Origin of the sequence: Dyella ginsengisoli LA-4, assembly GCF_000334915.1 — a bacterium.
Lineage (GTDB): Bacteria > Pseudomonadota > Gammaproteobacteria > Xanthomonadales > Rhodanobacteraceae > Dyella_A > Dyella_A ginsengisoli_A.
Genome location: NZ_AMSF01000075.1, coordinates 1 through 15,004, shown reverse-complemented (window position 1 = coordinate 15,004; position 15,004 = coordinate 1). Strand labels below are relative to the sequence as shown.

Annotated in this window: 16 protein-coding genes; 7 read left to right on the top strand and 9 right to left on the bottom strand. The window is 69.4% G+C overall.

Translation table 11 applies throughout. The features are described from left to right. The first annotated feature begins 1 nt into the window (after nt 1). Together C693_RS0116725 and C693_RS0116720 are read left to right on the top strand one after the other, a co-directional pair. Entirely contained in the window at nt 2–487 is a 486-nt protein-coding gene (locus tag C693_RS0116725; RefSeq protein ID WP_017463431.1) for a MarR family winged helix-turn-helix transcriptional regulator, read from the top strand. Between the two features lie 98 nt (nt 488–585). After that, nucleotides 586–981 (top strand): hypothetical protein, encoded by a 396-nt coding sequence (locus C693_RS0116720; RefSeq protein ID WP_017463430.1) that lies wholly within the window; start codon nt 586–588, stop codon nt 979–981. Nucleotides 982–1,005: 24 nt separating this feature from the next. Here the strand turns inward: C693_RS0116720 and C693_RS0116715 are convergent, their stop codons facing one another. From C693_RS0116715 to C693_RS0116705, 3 genes are all read right to left on the bottom strand, one after another. After that, nucleotides 1,006–2,448 (bottom strand): M20/M25/M40 family metallo-hydrolase, encoded by a 1,443-nt coding sequence (locus C693_RS0116715; RefSeq protein ID WP_017463429.1) that lies wholly within the window; start codon nt 2,446–2,448, stop codon nt 1,006–1,008. Between the two features lie 100 nt (nt 2,449–2,548). After that, a complete protein-coding gene (gene mscL / locus C693_RS0116710) occupies nt 2,549–2,971 on the bottom strand; it encodes a large-conductance mechanosensitive channel protein MscL (RefSeq protein WP_017463428.1) in 423 nt (140 codons plus the stop codon). 79 nt (nt 2,972–3,050) lie between these two features. Next, nucleotides 3,051–3,737, bottom strand: coding sequence for a fumarylacetoacetate hydrolase family protein (locus C693_RS0116705; protein ID WP_017463427.1), 687 nt, complete (start codon nt 3,735–3,737; stop codon nt 3,051–3,053). A 141-nt stretch (nt 3,738–3,878) separates the two neighbouring features. Here C693_RS0116705 and C693_RS0116700 point away from each other — a divergent pair, with 141 nt between their 5' ends. From C693_RS0116700 to C693_RS0116685, 4 genes are all read left to right on the top strand, one after another. Further along, nucleotides 3,879–5,114: an efflux RND transporter periplasmic adaptor subunit gene (locus tag C693_RS0116700; RefSeq protein WP_017463426.1), complete on the top strand. Its 1,236-nt coding sequence runs from the start codon at nt 3,879–3,881 to the stop codon at nt 5,112–5,114. Between the two features lie 77 nt (nt 5,115–5,191). Beyond that, nucleotides 5,192–5,878, top strand: a complete 687-nt coding sequence (locus C693_RS0116695) for an ABC transporter ATP-binding protein (protein ID WP_017463425.1) — start codon at nt 5,192–5,194, stop codon at nt 5,876–5,878. Between the two features lie 11 nt (nt 5,879–5,889). Then, nucleotides 5,890–7,053 (top strand): ABC transporter permease, encoded by a 1,164-nt coding sequence (locus C693_RS0116690; RefSeq protein ID WP_017463424.1) that lies wholly within the window; start codon nt 5,890–5,892, stop codon nt 7,051–7,053. Nucleotides 7,054–7,066: 13 nt separating this feature from the next. Then, entirely contained in the window at nt 7,067–8,389 is a 1,323-nt protein-coding gene (locus tag C693_RS0116685) for an ABC transporter permease (protein WP_026107501.1), read from the top strand. 118 nt (nt 8,390–8,507) lie between these two features. Here the strand turns inward: C693_RS0116685 and yedA are convergent, their stop codons facing one another. From yedA to C693_RS0116670, 3 genes are all read right to left on the bottom strand, one after another. After that, entirely contained in the window at nt 8,508–9,401 is an 894-nt protein-coding gene (yedA, locus tag C693_RS0116680) for a drug/metabolite exporter YedA (protein ID WP_017463422.1), read from the bottom strand. 30 nt (nt 9,402–9,431) lie between these two features. Further along, nucleotides 9,432–10,331 carry a methylated-DNA--[protein]-cysteine S-methyltransferase gene (locus tag C693_RS22030; RefSeq protein WP_017463421.1) on the bottom strand — a complete coding sequence of 300 codons (900 nt, stop codon included), beginning with the start codon at nt 10,329–10,331 and terminating at the stop codon, nt 9,432–9,434. A 76-nt stretch (nt 10,332–10,407) separates the two neighbouring features. Beyond that, a complete protein-coding gene (locus C693_RS0116670) occupies nt 10,408–10,689 on the bottom strand; it encodes a hypothetical protein (protein WP_017463420.1) in 282 nt (93 codons plus the stop codon). Nucleotides 10,690–10,716: 27 nt separating this feature from the next. Between C693_RS0116670 and C693_RS0116665 the strand changes: the two genes are divergently transcribed. Beyond that, entirely contained in the window at nt 10,717–11,115 is a 399-nt protein-coding gene (locus C693_RS0116665) for a Rieske (2Fe-2S) protein (protein ID WP_017463419.1), read from the top strand. A 13-nt stretch (nt 11,116–11,128) separates the two neighbouring features. On the opposite strand, the gene C693_RS0116660 is transcribed toward C693_RS0116665, so the two are convergent. The 3 genes from C693_RS0116660 to C693_RS23845 all read right to left on the bottom strand — a co-directional run. Next, entirely contained in the window at nt 11,129–12,946 is a 1,818-nt protein-coding gene (locus C693_RS0116660) for an SLC13 family permease (protein WP_017463418.1), read from the bottom strand. 196 nt (nt 12,947–13,142) lie between these two features. Further along, entirely contained in the window at nt 13,143–13,868 is a 726-nt protein-coding gene (gene trmB, locus C693_RS0116655; RefSeq protein ID WP_017463417.1) for a tRNA (guanosine(46)-N7)-methyltransferase TrmB, read from the bottom strand. A gap of 114 nt (nt 13,869–13,982) precedes the next feature. Beyond that, nucleotides 13,983–15,004: hypothetical protein (locus C693_RS23845; protein ID WP_430536812.1), on the bottom strand; the 1,022-nt coding region annotated here is incomplete at its 5' end.

Here is a 15,004-nt window from a genome sequence, read left to right as displayed (position 1 = left end):
CATGACGAAAACCGAAGATCTACCGTTCGGCTACCTGCTCAACGACGTCACGCTGCTGTTCCGCAAGCACTTCGACCGTCGTGCCGTGCGGTTTGGCCTGACCCGCGCGCAGTGGCGCGCCACCAAGATGCTCCACTACCGCGAGGGGCTGCGCCAGACCGAACTGGCCGAGTACCTGGAAATGGAGCCGATTGCCGTCGGGCGGGTGATCGATCGCCTGCAGGCGGCCGGCTTCGTCGAGCGTCGCCCGGATCCGCGCGATCGTCGCGCGTGGCGGCTGTACCCCACCGAGCAGGCGAAGAGCGTGATCGGCGACATGGAGCAGATCGGTCGTGGTCTGCGGCGGGATGCCACCGTGGGCATCAGCTACGAGGAACTGGCCCAGGCGCTGGGCGTGATCACCCGCATCAAGGACAACCTGCAGGCGCTGGACCAGGCGGCAGGCGAGGGAGACGACCCGTTGCCGATCGGCGACGGGGAGGAGTAGCGGGCCATCGGCCGAACCGTGCCCGCCGGGTCGGTACCGCCGCGGCGCCTTCACATGCCGGCGGCTTAAGCTTCTGCTTTGCGAAACGGGAGGCGGGGATGCGGAACCATCACGCGAAACAGCTCATGGCGGTCGTGCTGCTGACCCTGGTCGCCGGTGCCTGCACCAGCCGGGCAGCGACGCCAGGCACGCTCGACGACGCGGCCCTGCTGGCCTATGCGAAACAGCCCTGGGACAAGGCCACCCTGATGCACACCACCGTACCGCTGGGCCGCTACCACGGCGTCCCCGTGGTGGCCGAGTTCCCTTGCGGGGACGTCTGTCCGCAGTACACCCAGCGCATCATCCATTTCGATCTGCCCGAAGGAGCGGACTGCGCCGCCGCGGGCGGGGTGGAGCGGGAGGTGCTGGTACCGATGGCGATCGCCATGCGCACGAAGCGCTTCTGCTTCCCCAGGGTGCTGGTCGACGCCGGGCTGCACGCGGTGCGTTGAGCCCGGCGTCGCCGTGGGTTCCGGTTACTCCCCCGCGCCGTCGTGGGCGAAGGCGCCCGGCGCCGAGCCGAAATCGCCCCGGGCCTGCGCCGCCATGTAAGCGTAGGCCGCGTAGACCGCCACGTTCTGGGCCAGGTCCTGCGGGTCGATCTTGTCCAGCGTGTCCTCCGACGTGTGGTGCCAGTCGAAGTAGTAGGTGCCGTCCTGGGTCAGCGACAGCGCGGCCATGCCCCTGGCGTGCATCTGCGAGAGATCCGAGCCGCCGCCGCCGGGCTTGTCCGGGTCGTAGGCCACGCCGATCGGCGCCAGCACCCTGGCGATCTGACCGATCGCGCCACGCGCTTCCGGCTTGACGCTGGCGCTCATCCGCCAGATGCGGCCCGCGCCGAAGTCCGACTCGGTGCCGAGCACATGCCTGGCGACCTCGGCGGCGTGCTTCTCGGCGTAGGCGCGACCGCCAAACAGCCCCATCTCCTCGTTGGCGAAGGCGATTACCCGGATGGTGCGGTCCGGCCGCTGCGGCAGGTCGTGGATCAGCTTGGCCGCACCCATTGCGATCGCCACGCCGGCGCCGTCGTCGATCGCGCCGGTGCCCGGGTCCCAGGAGTCCAGGTGGCCGCCGATGTCGACGATCTGCTCGGGGTGCTTGCGGCCGGTGATCTCGCCGATCACGTTGGCGCCGGTGTAGGTGCCGGCCAGGCCGCAGTCCAGGTCCATCGTCACCGTCACCGGCTTGCCGTAGGCGAGCACGCGCTCGAGCTGGTCGGCATCCGGTTCGGCCAGCGCCGCGGCGGGAATCGCCTTGGCCGGGTCGGTGAAGCCGGTGACGCCGGTGTGCGGCGCACGGCTGTGCGGGTCGGTGCCGGCCGAACGCAGCAGGAAGCCGGCCGCCCCCTTGGCCTGGGCGATCACCGGGCCGCCCACGCGCACGCCCGAACCGATGGCGTAGTCGTGGCCGTCTTTCTGTCGGGTCATGCGCGCGCCGACATAGACGATGCGCCCCTTGATCGTGGCCGGGTCGGCGGCCTTCAGTGCCGCCAGGGTCGGAAACGCGACCACCTGCGCGGTGAGTCCGCCCTTCGGTGTTGCCGGGGAATAGCCCAGCGCGGTCAGCACCAGCTTCTGCGGGAAGGGCGCGACGATGGCCCCGCTCTCGCTGCGGCGCTCCCACAGCGGGAAGCTCACCGGCTCGGTCCAGACCTTGTCGAAGCCCAGCGCCTTCATCTTCGCCACCACCCAGTCGCGGGCGCGCTGGTCGTTCGGGCCGCCGGCCAGGCGCGGGCCGATCTCGGTGGTCAGGCCTTCGACGATGCGGTAGGCGGTGTCGTCGTGCATCGCGGTGTCGCGCAGTTGCTCGGCCGTCTTCACGGCCTGTGCGGGAATCACGGTGGGTGCATTGGCCGCGCTGGCGGTGGCGCAGGCCAGCACGAGGCCGGCGGCGATCGGGGTGAGCAGGGTGCGGCGCATCGGGCGATCTCCGGGGGCAAACCCCGATTATCGCGACAATGCGCGGCGCGGCTTAGGCCGGAAGTCATGGGCGGCCGGGCGGGCCGGCCGCCCGGGCGGATCAGCCCTGTGGGCGATCCTTGAGCAGGTCGCGGATCTCGGTCAGCAGCACCACGTCGGCCGGCGGCGCGGCGGGCGGAGCGGCTTCCTCCTGCTTGCGGCTGAGGCGGTTGATCGCCTTGACCACCATGAAGATCGCGAAGGCGACGATCAGGAACTGGATCAGCGTGTTGACGAAGGTGCCGTAGTTGATCGCCACTTCGGCGACCTTGTGCGCGGGGTCGGAGTTGTCGGCCGCCTTGAGCACGAGCTTCAGGTCGGAGAAGTCCACGCCGCCGGTGAGCAGGCCGATCGGCGGCATGATCACGTCGTTCACCAGCGAGGTGACGATCTTGCCGAACGCGCCGCCGATCACCACGCCGACGGCGAGGTCGATCACGTTGCCGCGCATGGCGAATTCCTTGAACTCCTTCAGCATGCCCATTGGCGTCCCCTCCCGAGGGTGTATGGATGACCGTGCGACTCTAGCCCAGCGGTGAGGCCGGGGACAGCGGCCACGTCCGTCAGACGATCCGCCCCTCGAGCACCGCCACACCGGTCAGCTCGGCGCGGAACCGGTCGCCGCGCTGCAGTGCGGCGACGCCGGACGGGGTGCCGGTGAACACCAGGTCGCCGGCCTTCAGCTCGAACAGTCTCGACAGCGCAGCGAGGATCTCGGGGACGCCGTGCACCATCTCGCCCAGCGTGGCGTGCTGGCGCAGGGTGCCGTTCACATCGAGCCGGAGCACGGTGCCTGGCGCGACGGTCGCGACGTCTGCCGGCATCAGCGCGGACACCGGTGCGGAGTGGTCGAAGGCCTTGGCGACGTCCCACGGGTGGCTCTTGGCCTTGGCCGCGGCCTGCAGGTCGCGGCGGGTCAGGTCCAGCCCGACGCCATAACCCCAGATCCGCGAGGCGGCCTGCTCCGGCGACAGATCGCGGCCGCCATCGCCGAGCGCCACCACCATCTCCACTTCGTGGTGCAGGTCCGACGTCGCCTGCGGGAAAGGTACGTCGGCGCCGTCGGTCACCAGCGCGTCGGCTGGCTTGCAGAAGAACAGCGGCGCATCTTTCTCCACCGTCGCGCCCATTTCACGCGCGTGCTCGGCGTAATTGCGTCCGATGCAGAAGATGCGCCGCACCGGGAAGCGCGCGTTGCTGCCGGCGACGGGGAGGCTGGGAACCGGGGAGGGCGGGATGACGTAGTTCATGGCGCGGAAGGTTAGCAGGCGTTGCACGGGGCAGTGACAGCTGTCACGCCCGATGCCTGATGCCGGCCGCTGCCGGGCGCCGCCGGCCCCGAGCACACTGCTCAACGCAAGGCACCGGCGACCGCCGGGCAGGGGACACTCGTGGATCACACCGAACTGCTCAACCAGCTGAAGATCGACCGCGCGGCAAAGGACCTGGAGCCCTCCGGCCCGGGCGGTCGGCTGGTCTGGATTGCGCTTGCCGTACTGCTCCTGCTGGCCGTGGCCGGCGGCCTGTTCTGGTGGCACCAGCGGCCATTGCAGGTGAAGCTGGCCACCGCTGTCGCGCCCTCGGCCGCGGAGGCGTCCGGCGCCGTGCTGCAGGCGACCGGCTACGTCACCGCGCGCCGCCAGGCCACGGTATCGGCGCAGATCACCGGCACGCTGACCGAGGTGCTGATCGAAGAGGGCGACCACGTCCACAAGGGCCAGGTGCTGGCGCGGCTGGAAGACAGCGCCTACCGCGCCAGCCTCGATGCCGCTCGCGCCAATGCCCGGGCCGCGCATGCCCAGGCCGGGCAGATCGAGGCGCAGCTGCGTCAGGCACGGGCCGACGCGGCTCGCCAGGACGCCCTGGTCGCGCGCGGGCTGGTGTCGAAGCAGGCCGCCGAGCAGGCGAGGACCGCGGTCGACAGCTACCGCGCGCAGCTCGCCGCGCAGCGCCTCGCCGCCGATGCCGCCGATGCGCAGGCGAAGCAGGCGCAGGTGAACTTCGACTACACCGTGGTGCGCGCACCGTTCGACGGCGTGATCACCGAGAAGGCCGCGCAGGTCGGTGAGATCGTTTCGCCGCTGTCGGCCGGCGGCGGCTTTACCCGCACCGGTGTGGGCACGATCGTCGACATGGACTCGCTGGAGGTGGACGTCGACGTCAACGAGGCCTACATCGGCCGGGTCAAGCCGGAGATGCCGGCCGAAGCGGTGCTCGACGCCTATCCGGACTGGACCATCCCGGCCCACGTGATCGCGATCGTGCCGGCGGCCGACCGCGGCAAGGCCACGGTGAAGGTGCGCGTGGCGCTGGAGAAGAAAGATGCGCGCATCGTCCCGGACATGGGCGTACGCGTCTCGTTCCTGGAGAAGAAAGCCGCGCCGGCCGCGCAGGCGCTCCAGGGTGTGCTGCTGCCTGCGTCGGCGGTAGTCGAACGCGACCATCGCCGCGTGGTGTTTGTGGTCAGCGGCGGTCGCGCGGCGATGCACCGGGTGGATCCGCAACCGGCCGGCAGCGACATGGTGCGCGTGCCGGTGGGCGTGGCGGCGGGCGACCGCGTGGTGGTCGCACCACCGGCCTCGCTCGATGACGGGACGAAGGTAGAGAAGGCGACGGACGCGCACTGAGTTGCGCGTCGACCGTCGTGCACGCGGCCACGCCGGCCGTATCGGACAGACACCTAAGGATTGCCGGGAGAACCCAGATGAGCGCATTGATCGAAATCCGCGACCTCGCCAAGGTCTACGAGCGCGGCAAGCAGAAGGTGGAAGTGCTTCACCACATCGACCTGGACATTGCCGAGGGCGACTTTCTCGCCCTGATGGGACCGTCCGGCTCGGGCAAGACCACCCTGCTCAACCTGATCGGCGGACTGGATACGCCCAGTGCCGGCAGCATCGCCGTCGGCGGCCAGCGGATCGACCAGCTCGGCGCCGGCGCGCTGGCGAAATGGCGCGCCGCCCACGTCGGCTTCGTGTTCCAGTTCTACAACCTGATGCCGATGCTCAGCGCACAGAAGAACGTGGAGCTGCCGCTGCTGCTGACCAGGCTCTCCGCGGCGCAGCGGCGTAAGAACGCCTCCATCGCGCTCCAGCTGGTGGGCCTGGCCGATCGCGCCTCGCACAAGCCGAGCGAACTTTCCGGTGGCCAGCAGCAGCGCGTGGCGATCGCCCGCGCGATCGTCTCCGACCCGACCCTGCTGGTCTGCGACGAGCCCACGGGCGATCTCGACCGCCAGTCCGCCGAGGAGGTGCTCGGCCTGCTGCGCACGCTCAACCGCGAACACGGCAAGACCATCGTGATGGTCACCCACGATCCCAAGGCCGCCGAGTACGCCAACCACACCCTGCACCTGGACAAGGGCGCGCTGGTCGAATCGGCCGCGGCCTGAAGGAGGCGGCGATGAAATACTTCCATCTGGTCTGGGCGGCGCTGTTCCGGCGCAAGACCCGCACCTTCCTGACCCTGGTGTCGATCATCACCGCGTTCCTGCTGTTCGGCATGCTCGATGCGGTGCGCACCACGTTCGACAGCGGCAGCAAGAGCATCGCCGGCGTGGATCGGCTGATCACCTCCTCGCGCTACTCGATCATCCAGTCGTTGCCGCAGGCACTGCAGGCCCGCATCGCCGCCGTGCCGGGTGTGCGCGACGTGGCGTATGCCAACTGGTTCGGCGGCATCTACCAGGATCCGAAGAACTTCGTCTTCAGCTACGCGGTCAGCCCGAACTACCTGGACGTCTATCCGGAAATCCAGCTGCCGCCCGAACAACGCAAGGCATTCGACGACACGCGCACCGGCGTGGTGATCGGTCCGCTGCTGGCGAAGAAGTACGGCTGGAAGGTCGGCGACAAGATCCCGCTGCAGTCGACCATCTTTCCGCAGAAGAACGGCGACAAGACCTGGCAGTTCGACATCGTCGGCATCTACAGCCTGGGCAAGGGCGCGGCCAACGGCATGGACCAGCTGTTCCTGCTGCACTGGAAATACTTCGACGAAGCGAACCTGTATGCCCGCCACGAGGTGGGCTGGTACATCGACCGTCTTGCCAGTCCCGACGATGCCGACCGCGTGGCCAAGGCGATCGACGCGATTTCGGCGAACTCCGACCACGAGACCAAGTCGCAGACCGAGCAGGCGTTCAGCGCCTCGTTCGCCAAGCAGCTGGGCGACATCGGGCTGATCGTCACGGCGATCATGGGCGCGGTGTTCTTCACCCTGCTGCTGCTGACCGGCAACACGATGGCGCAGGCGGTGCGCGAACGCACCTCGGAACTGGCGGTGCTGAAAACCATCGGCTTCTCCAGCCGGGGCGTGCTGGGCATGGTGCTGGCCGAGTCGGTCCTGCTGCTGGTGTTCGGCGGCATCATCGGCCTGGGCATCGCCTCGGTGCTGGCGCCCGGGGTGAGCAAGGGCAGTGGCGGCATGGTCAACCTGCCGCCGGTCGGTGCGGGCAGCTGGGCGCTGGGCCTGGGCCTGATGGTGCTGATCGGGTTGGTGGTCGGCGCGCTGCCGGCACTGCGCGCGATGCGCCTGAACATCGTCGATGCCCTCGCGGGCCGCTGAGGAGATCCGCACCATGAAGAAATTCCTGTCTTTCCTCGGCAACCTCGGCCTGCTGTTGCTGCTGGCGGTCGCGTTGGTCGTCTGGACCCGCCTGCCGGTGATGGCGGTAGGCGTGCTCGCGGTGTTGCTTGTCCTGTGGCTGGTGCTGTTCCGGCGCGGCCGGCAGACACTCTCGGTGACCCGCGTGGGCATCAGCACACTGGGCCAGCGCCTCGGCGCTTCGTCGGTGATCGTGATCGGCATCGCCGGCGTGGTCGGCGTACTGGTGGCGATGCTGGCGATGGGCGACGGCTTCGCCGCCACCCTGGCGCAGACCGGCAGCGACGATACCGCCATCGTGCTGCGCGGCGGCTCGGCCGCCGAGCTCAATTCGGTGCTGGAACGCGACAACATCGACGTGATCGAGCAGGCACCGGGCGTGGCCAAGTCGGCCGACGGCAAGCCGGTGGCCTCGGCCGAAATCTCGGTGGTCGCCAACCTGCCGAAGAAGAGCGACCGCACCGTCGATGCCAACGTGCAGATCCGCGGCGTCGACGACGCGGCCTGGACGCTGCGGCCGAACGTGAAGATCCTCGCCGGCCGGCGCTTCAAGCCGGGCCTGCGCGAGCTGGTGGTGGGGCAGGGAGCGCTGCGCCAGTTCGCCGGACTTCAGGTGGGCAAGCAGATCCGTCTGGCCGGGCAGAACTGGACCGTGGTCGGCGAATTCGCCTCCGGCGACTCACACGATTCGGAGCTGTGGGGCGATCGCCAGACCGTCGCCTCGACCTACCGTCGCGGCTCGAGCGCACAGTCGGTCACCGTGCGGCTGACCTCGCCGGAGGCGTTCGACACCTTCAAGTCGGCGCTGGTCGGCGATCCGCGCCTGAAGGTGGACGTGAGCACCACCCGCGACTACTACGCCAAGCAGTCGGAGGGATTGACCAAGGTGATCCGCGTGGTCGGCATCACGGTCGGCGTGATCATGGCGATCGGTGCGATCTTCGGCGCGCTCAACACCATGTTCGCCGCCGTCGCTGCGCGCGCACGGGAGATCGCCACGCTGCGCGCGATCGGTTTCCGTGGCGTACCGGTGGTGGTCTCCGTGCTGCTGGAAACGATGCTGCTCGCCCTGCTCGGCGGCCTGTTGGGCGGCTTCGTCACCTGGGTGATCTTCAACGGCTACACCGCATCGACCCTGGGTTCGAACTTCAGCCAGGTGGTGTTCCAGTTCAAGGTGTCGCCGCAGCTGCTGTGGACCGGCATCAAATGGGCGCTGGCGATCGGCCTGGTCGGAGGCCTGTTTCCTGCCGTACGCGCCGCGCGTCTGCCGGTGAGCACGGCATTGCGGGAACTCTAGGGCGGGAGCGAGGCATGGAGTGAAGGGGATTGCGGGCCCGCGGTGCGTCGCCCGCTTTCCCGCCCCGTCCCTCGGCGCCTCCGGAGGCTGCCTGCCCGCTGCCGCCAATGGCGAAATGTCATCGCCGCTGCCGCGACAGGGTGATCACCGCGACGCCGAGCAGGATCACCGCCATGCCGGCCAGGTCGAACGGGCCGACGTGCTCGCCCGCGAGCAGCACGCCGAACAGCACGGCGACCGGCGGATTGACGTAGGCGTAGCTGGTGGCCAACGCCGGGCGGGCATGGCGCAGCACGTAGAGGTAGGCGCTGAAGGCGATGATCGAACCGAACACCGCCAGGTAGATCAGCGCCGCGGTGGCATGCCAGGTGGGATGGGACGGCAGCCGTTCGCCACCGCCGAAGCCGACCGCGAGCAGGGCGAGGCTGGCGCACAGCATCTGTGCGGCGGTATTCATCGGGCCGGTAGGCATGTCCTGCCGCTTGCTCCATGCCGAGCCGAAGGCCCAGCACATCGCTGCAGCGATCAACGCCAGCGCACCCAGACGCGAGCCGGACAGCCCGCTGCCAAGGTTGAGCACGATCACGCCGGCGAAACCCACCAGCAATCCGACTGTCTCGCGGCGGGTCGACCACTGGCCATAGAGTCCGGCGAACAGGGCGGCGAACAGGGGCATGCTCGCCACCGCCACGGCAGCGATGCCCGAACTCACCCGCTGCTCGGCAAAGCACACCAGTCCGTTGCCGAAACCGAGCAGCAGCACGCCGGTGACGGCGGCATTGCGCCACTGCCGGCGGCTCGGCGCGGCGACGCCGCGCAGGCGCAGAAAGCCGTAGAGCGCGAGGCCCGCGCCCAGGAAGCGCACGCCCGCCAGCAGGAAGGGCGGATAGCTTGCCAGCGCGAAGCGGATGGCGAGGTAGGTGGAGCCCCAGATCACGTAGAGCGCGAACAGAGCGAGCGGGATCAGCACGCGTTCGTCGGCGTGACCGCGGGTCGCGGCGATGTCGGACATGTCGGGGCGGGCTCGGGAAGGGACGCGCGATTATCGACGAGAGCGCGATGCGGAACGAGGCCGCTCGCCGACATTTTCCTGACCGGTGACGGCGCGCTCGCGTTCCAGCAACTGCCGCTTGCGCTCCACCCCCCAGCGCCAGCCGCCCGGCGAACCGTCCTCGCGGACCACGCGATGGCAGGGCACCACCAGTGCCAGCCGGTTGCTACCGCAGGCGTTGCCGACGGCCCGCGCCGCGCGCGGCATGCCGAGCCCCGCGGCCAGTTCGCCGTAACTCACCGTACTCCCGGCCGGGATCCGCGTGAGGGCCTGCCAGACGCGCCATTGAAATGCGGTCGCCGCGACGTCCAGCGGCGGCAGTTGCGCGGCATCGACTGCACTCCAGCCCAGCTTGTGCGCGACATGGGCGATCACCGCGTCGAGCCATTCCTCGCGACCGGCCTCCACCCGTTCGCGGGTGGCGTGGGGGAATTCGCGCGTCAGCCGGGTTTCCAGGGCGGCCTCGTCGTTGTCCAGCGTGACCGAACACAGTCCGCGGGTGGTGGCGGCGACCAGCATCGGACCCAGCGGAGTGTGGGTGATGGTGTAGCGGATGTGCGCTCCGGCGCCGCCGGAGCGATAGCTGGCCGGGGTCATGCCGAGCAGGCGGTCGCTGTGCTCATAGACCCGGCTGCCGGAACCGAACCCGGCCGCGTAGACGGCGTCGCTCACCGGCTGACCCTCGCGCAGCGAACGGCGCAGCTGGTCGAAGCGTCGTGCCCGATGATATTCGGCCGGGCTCACGCCGAAACGGCGACGGAAGGCGCGTTGCAGATGGGTCGGACTGAGTCCGGCCTGCGTGGCCAGAGTGGCCAGGGTGGGCAGTTCATCGGACTGCTCGATCCGTGCGCGGACGGCTTCGAGCGCAACGTCGGTGCGGGTCGTGGGCATGGCGGCATCCGTGGGAGGATGCGCTCAGGCTAGCGCTGCACTTTGTGCCGGCGCCATCCGGATCTTGCGCGTAGCGTCAGTGCGAGTGGGCGGTGTTGCGGTTGTCGCGCAGCACCACGAATTCACCCTCGATGGTCTGCGCGTCGTGCGATGCGCGCGAACCGGCAGCGGCCGGGCGCGAGGAGCCCAGTTTCCACTGACGGACCGCCAGCAGCACCAGGCCGCCGACCAGCAGCACACCGGCCACGACCAGGCCGAATACCATCAGCACGCCGATCACGGCCAGACCCAGCAGCACCGAGAGGGCGCGGGCAAGCGGATGGCGGGCGCGACGCGAAGCGGGCAGGACGAAACGCATGTGTTAAAAATCCGTGTGGTAAAATCAATGACTTACGCGTGCAACGATGAGGCCTCCGCGAACGTGACACAAGTGCCGATGGATAGAAACGAGAGCGCCCGCGCGATTTGCCGCACCGGGGACATTCCCGACGGGGAGGCCATCGCGGTGGATGCCGTGCTGCCGGAGGGCAAGGAGAATCTCATCGTGCTGCGCTTCGGCGAAGCGGTGCATGCGTACCTCAATATCTGCCCGCACGCCGGCCGCCGGCTGGACTGGGCGCCCGGCAAATTCCTGCTGAGCAAGGGGGCGCTGGTGTGCGCCGCGCACGGAGCCAGCTTCATGGCGGCCAGCGGGGCATGCATCGGCGGGCCATGCCGCGGGCAGGGGCTGCGGCGGGTGCCGGTGCGGGTGGAGGCGGGGGAGGTTTTCCTCGACGCCGGCTGAGCCGCCGCCGGGCTCAATGGAACATCAGGTTGATCATCACCATGGTCACCAGCAGCACCGCCAGGGTCAGCGGCACGCCCACACGCAGGAAGTCCTTGCCGCGGTAGCCACCGGGACCGGCGACCATCATCAGCGCCGGGTGGCCCGAGCTGATCAGGAAAGTGTTGGACGAGGAGACCGCGACGATCAGCGCATAGGCCGACGGGTTGCCGCCGGTGGCCACGGCGACGCTGATCGCGATCGGCACCATCATCACCGTGGCGCCCACGTTGGACATCACCTGCGAGAACAGCAGGGTGAGGATGGCCAGCGCCAGCTGCAGGATCCACGGCGCGGCGTGGCCGAGATAGACCAGCACCTCCTGCGCCAGCCAGGCGGCGGTGCCGGTGGCGTCCATCGACCAGCCCAGCGGAATCAGGCAGGCGGTGACGAAGATCGTCTTCCAGTTGATCGCCTTGTACGCCTCGTCCATGTTCAGCACGCCGGTCAGCAGCATGCCGATCGCGCCGGTCATCATCGCCACCGACAGGTCGAGGTTGGTGAACAGCGCCAGGCCCTTGGCCAGCAGGAAGAAGCCCACCGCGTGCCAGATCTTGCCGGGGCGCTGTTCCTCCTTCGGGATGTCGGTGACCACCACGAGGTCCTTGTCCTCGGTGGCTTGGGCCAGTTCGCGCCAGCTCGAGTGCAGCACCAGGGTGTCGCCGGGGCGCAGGCTGATGCCGCGCACATCGTCGCGCAGCACCTGGTCGCCGCGGTGCACCGCCAGCACCGAGATGCCGTAGCGCTTGCGCAGGCGCAGCGCGCCGATGGTCTGCTTGATGAAGCGCGAGCTCGGCGGGATCACCGCCTCGGAAATGCCCGCGCGGGTCGGGTTGAACAGCTCGCCAAGCTGGCGCATGCGCGGGGACAGCCGGCAAAGCTGGTTGTTGGCGAACTGCGCCAGTTGCTCCCGCGGTCCGAGCACGCCGAGCACCGAGCCGACCCAGATCACCTGGTCCACCGGTGGCGCCATGCGCGAGTCGTTGCCGCTCTTGATCGCCAGGATCAGTGGCGCCTCGCGCAGCTGCTCCACCTCGCCGATGCTCATGCCGACCAGCGGGCTCTCGGCGGTGACGGTGAGCTCGGCAGTGTCGCCGACGATGCCGTAGGTGTCGGCGAAGTAGCTCTCGGTGCGGCCGGGAGTGACCTTCAGCCGGTCGTCTTCACGCTCGGGCAGCAGCCTGCGGGTGAAGAAATAGAAGAACGTCACGCCCAGCACGGCCAGCGCCAGGCCGATCGGGGTCACGCTGAACAGGCCGAACTTCGGGATGGTGTGTGCACCCGGCGGCAGGTTGTTGTTGGCGCTGGCGATCAGGTCGTTGAGGATGATCAGCGGCGAGTTGGCGATCAGCGTGGTGTTGGTGGCGGTGAGGATGCAGAACGCCATTGGCAGCAGCAGCCGCGAGATCGGTACGCCGGTGCGCGCGGACAGCCGGCTGATCACCGGGATCATCAGCGCGGCCAGCGCCTGGCTGGGGATCACCGCGCTGAACAGGCTGGTGACCGAGTTGATCACCACGCCCAGCCGCGACTCCATGCCCCGCGCCATGCGCATCACGAAGTTGGCGGTGAGCGAAAGCACGCCGGCGCGGTCCAGCCCGGCGCCCATGATCATGATCGCGATGATGGCGATCACCGCGTTGCCGGCGAAGCCGTTGAACACGCGGTCGGAGGGAATCAGCCCGGTCAGGCCGATCACCACCACCACCAGCAGCGCCACCATGTCGGCGCGGATCCACTCCAGCACCAGCATGATCATGGTGAAGGCCACCAGGGCCAGCACCAGGATCATTTCGGGAGTGAGGGTCAGGCCCAAGGGGTGAGGTCTCGCCGGGTTGGGGGTCGCACGCCGTCAGCACACGGGGCCAGGCCGCACGTCTGCGTGCGGTGGTGCGAAGTAAGCCTCACGCGGCGCCCCGTCCCTCTCTTGGTGCGCAGTATATGCGGGCATGCATGACGGCTGGTGAATCCTTTCGTCGAAGCCGTCTTCAGCAGCGGCGGTAGAGCAGATCCCGGACGCCATGGCCGAGCTTGAGGCCGCGGCGCTCGAAGTGGGTCTCGATGCGCCAGTCGGGTTTCTCGGCATAGCTGCCGGGGGCGACTGCGTTGCGCCAGTCGGGCGCTGCCTCCATCACCTCGAGCATGTGTTCGGCGTAGGGCTCCCAGTCGGTGGCCAGGTGCAGCAGGCCACCGGGTGCCATGCGCGAAGCGAGCAGGGCCACGAAGGCCGGTTGCACGATGCGCCGCTTGTTGTGGCGCTTCTTGTGCCAGGGGTCGGGGAACCAGATGCGCACCTCGGAAAGCGTGCCGGGGGCCACCTCGTGCTCCAGCACCTCGACCGCGTCGTGCTTGTAGATGCGCACGTTCCGCGCGTCGCGCGCAGCCAGGGCATTCATCAGCCGGCCGACACCCGGACCATGCACTTCCACGCCGATGAAGTCCCGTTCCGCATCGTGTTCGCTGGCCCAGGCCAGCGCCTCACCATTGCCGAAGCCGATTTCCAGCACCCGCGGGGCCTGCCGCCCGAACGCGGCGGCGAAGTCGCGCGGTTCGCCGCGGTAGTCCAGGCCGAAGCGTGACCAGTGCGCGTCGAAAGCGCGCTGCTGGGCCGGGGTCATGCGGCCCTCGCGGAGCACGAAGCTGCGGATGCGGCGCAGATGCGTCTCGTGCTCGGCGTCCGCCGGGGCGTCGTCGTGGTGGGAGTCGTCGCTCATGGATGATCCGGGTCGGGCGGCCGCTGCGGCCGGCGCGCTGATCGGCCCGCCGGTTGGCGGGCCGATGGTTCGTCGAATCGTCGATTGTATCGCCGTCCGCTCCCGTGTGTGGTCTCAGCGGTGCTTGAAGCGTTCCGCGCCCGGGTTCTCGCGCTCCCGATGCGCAGGTGGTGACGGCCGGTTCTGCTGCGCGGCATGCGGGCTTGGCGTCGGGCGAGGCGCCGGTGCGGCTTGACGTGGGGGAGTGTAGGCGCGCGGTACCGGCTCGAATCGGCGGGGGGCAGGTGCCGCCTCGCTCATGGTGGCGCGACGGGGCTCCAGCCGCATCGGCGGCGGCGCGGGCAGACTCGCGGGGCGTGCGCTCGGCGCCTGCACCACGCGAGGCTCCGCCTCGGGCCCACGGCGTGCTCCGATCATCGCTGGGCGTACCTGTTCGAAGCGCGGAAGGGTCGGTAGCGCGCGCGCCTGTGGCCGGTTCTGCGCCGCGGGCTCCCGGCGGGTCACCGGCTCCTGACGTGGCGCCACGGGCTCCTGCACGAACCGGGGTACCGAGGGCAGCATGCTCGGGCGGAGTTCCCGCCTGCTTTCGGGGCGTGCCGCTGGCGCATCGATCCGGTCGCGCGCGATGCGTGCCGCTGGCGACATTGATGCATCGGCCGGCGAGGCGATCCGGCGTTCGGCGGGTATCGCCGCCGGGCGCGCCTGCGGCATGCCCGCCCGGAACACCCGATCTCCGGCTTGTCGCTCAACGTCGCGATGCATCACCACGGGTCGGGCGAAGTGGCCCGTTTCCGCCGCGCGCGGCGGAAACGGGCGGTTCCCTACTGCCATGGAGCGTGCCCGGGGCAGGCGGCTGGCGCCACCCAGGAGCGTCACGCTACGCGCCTCGGCGGCATCCAGGTGCAGTCGGTGGGCCTGAACGGGGCGGGCCTCGGCGAAGGCCTGGCGCGACATTGCAGTGATGCCGTGCGGAGGCCGCTCGTGGCTGTATCGCAGCTCGGGGTCGCGTCCTTCGTGGTAGCGGCGCCAGCGCTCGTTGAAGTAGCGCTCGTCGGCCTCCCGCCGGTCGCGTCCATCGCGATCGTGGCGGTGGTCGTGATCCCAGTGCCGGTGGTGCCCGTTCAGCCGGCGGTAGT

Excerpts from the sequence above, each read along its gene's own strand:
- C693_RS0116670 (WP_017463420.1), bottom strand. The coding sequence starts at position 10,689 with ATGCGTTTCGTCCTGCCCGCTTCGCGTCGCGCCCGCCATCCGCTTGCC.
- C693_RS22030 (WP_017463421.1), bottom strand. The coding sequence starts at position 10,331 with ATGCCCACGACCCGCACCGACGTTGCGCTCGAAGCCGTCCGCGCACGG.
- C693_RS0116705 (WP_017463427.1), bottom strand. The coding sequence starts at position 3,737 with ATGAACTACGTCATCCCGCCCTCCCCGGTTCCCAGCCTCCCCGTCGCC.
- trmB (WP_017463417.1), bottom strand. The coding sequence starts at position 13,868 with ATGAGCGACGACTCCCACCACGACGACGCCCCGGCGGACGCCGAGCAC.
- C693_RS0116720 (WP_017463430.1), top strand. The coding sequence starts at position 586 with ATGCGGAACCATCACGCGAAACAGCTCATGGCGGTCGTGCTGCTGACC.
- C693_RS0116665 (WP_017463419.1), top strand. The coding sequence starts at position 10,717 with ATGACTTACGCGTGCAACGATGAGGCCTCCGCGAACGTGACACAAGTG.
- C693_RS0116695 (WP_017463425.1), top strand. The coding sequence starts at position 5,192 with ATGAGCGCATTGATCGAAATCCGCGACCTCGCCAAGGTCTACGAGCGC.
- C693_RS0116690 (WP_017463424.1), top strand. The coding sequence starts at position 5,890 with ATGAAATACTTCCATCTGGTCTGGGCGGCGCTGTTCCGGCGCAAGACC.
- yedA (WP_017463422.1), bottom strand. The coding sequence starts at position 9,401 with ATGTCCGACATCGCCGCGACCCGCGGTCACGCCGACGAACGCGTGCTG.
- C693_RS0116685 (WP_026107501.1), top strand. The coding sequence starts at position 7,067 with ATGAAGAAATTCCTGTCTTTCCTCGGCAACCTCGGCCTGCTGTTGCTG.
- C693_RS0116725 (WP_017463431.1), top strand. The coding sequence starts at position 2 with ATGACGAAAACCGAAGATCTACCGTTCGGCTACCTGCTCAACGACGTC.
- C693_RS0116660 (WP_017463418.1), bottom strand. The coding sequence starts at position 12,946 with ATGATCCTGGTGCTGGCCCTGGTGGCCTTCACCATGATCATGCTGGTG.
- C693_RS0116715 (WP_017463429.1), bottom strand. The coding sequence starts at position 2,448 with ATGCGCCGCACCCTGCTCACCCCGATCGCCGCCGGCCTCGTGCTGGCC.
- mscL (WP_017463428.1), bottom strand. The coding sequence starts at position 2,971 with ATGGGCATGCTGAAGGAGTTCAAGGAATTCGCCATGCGCGGCAACGTG.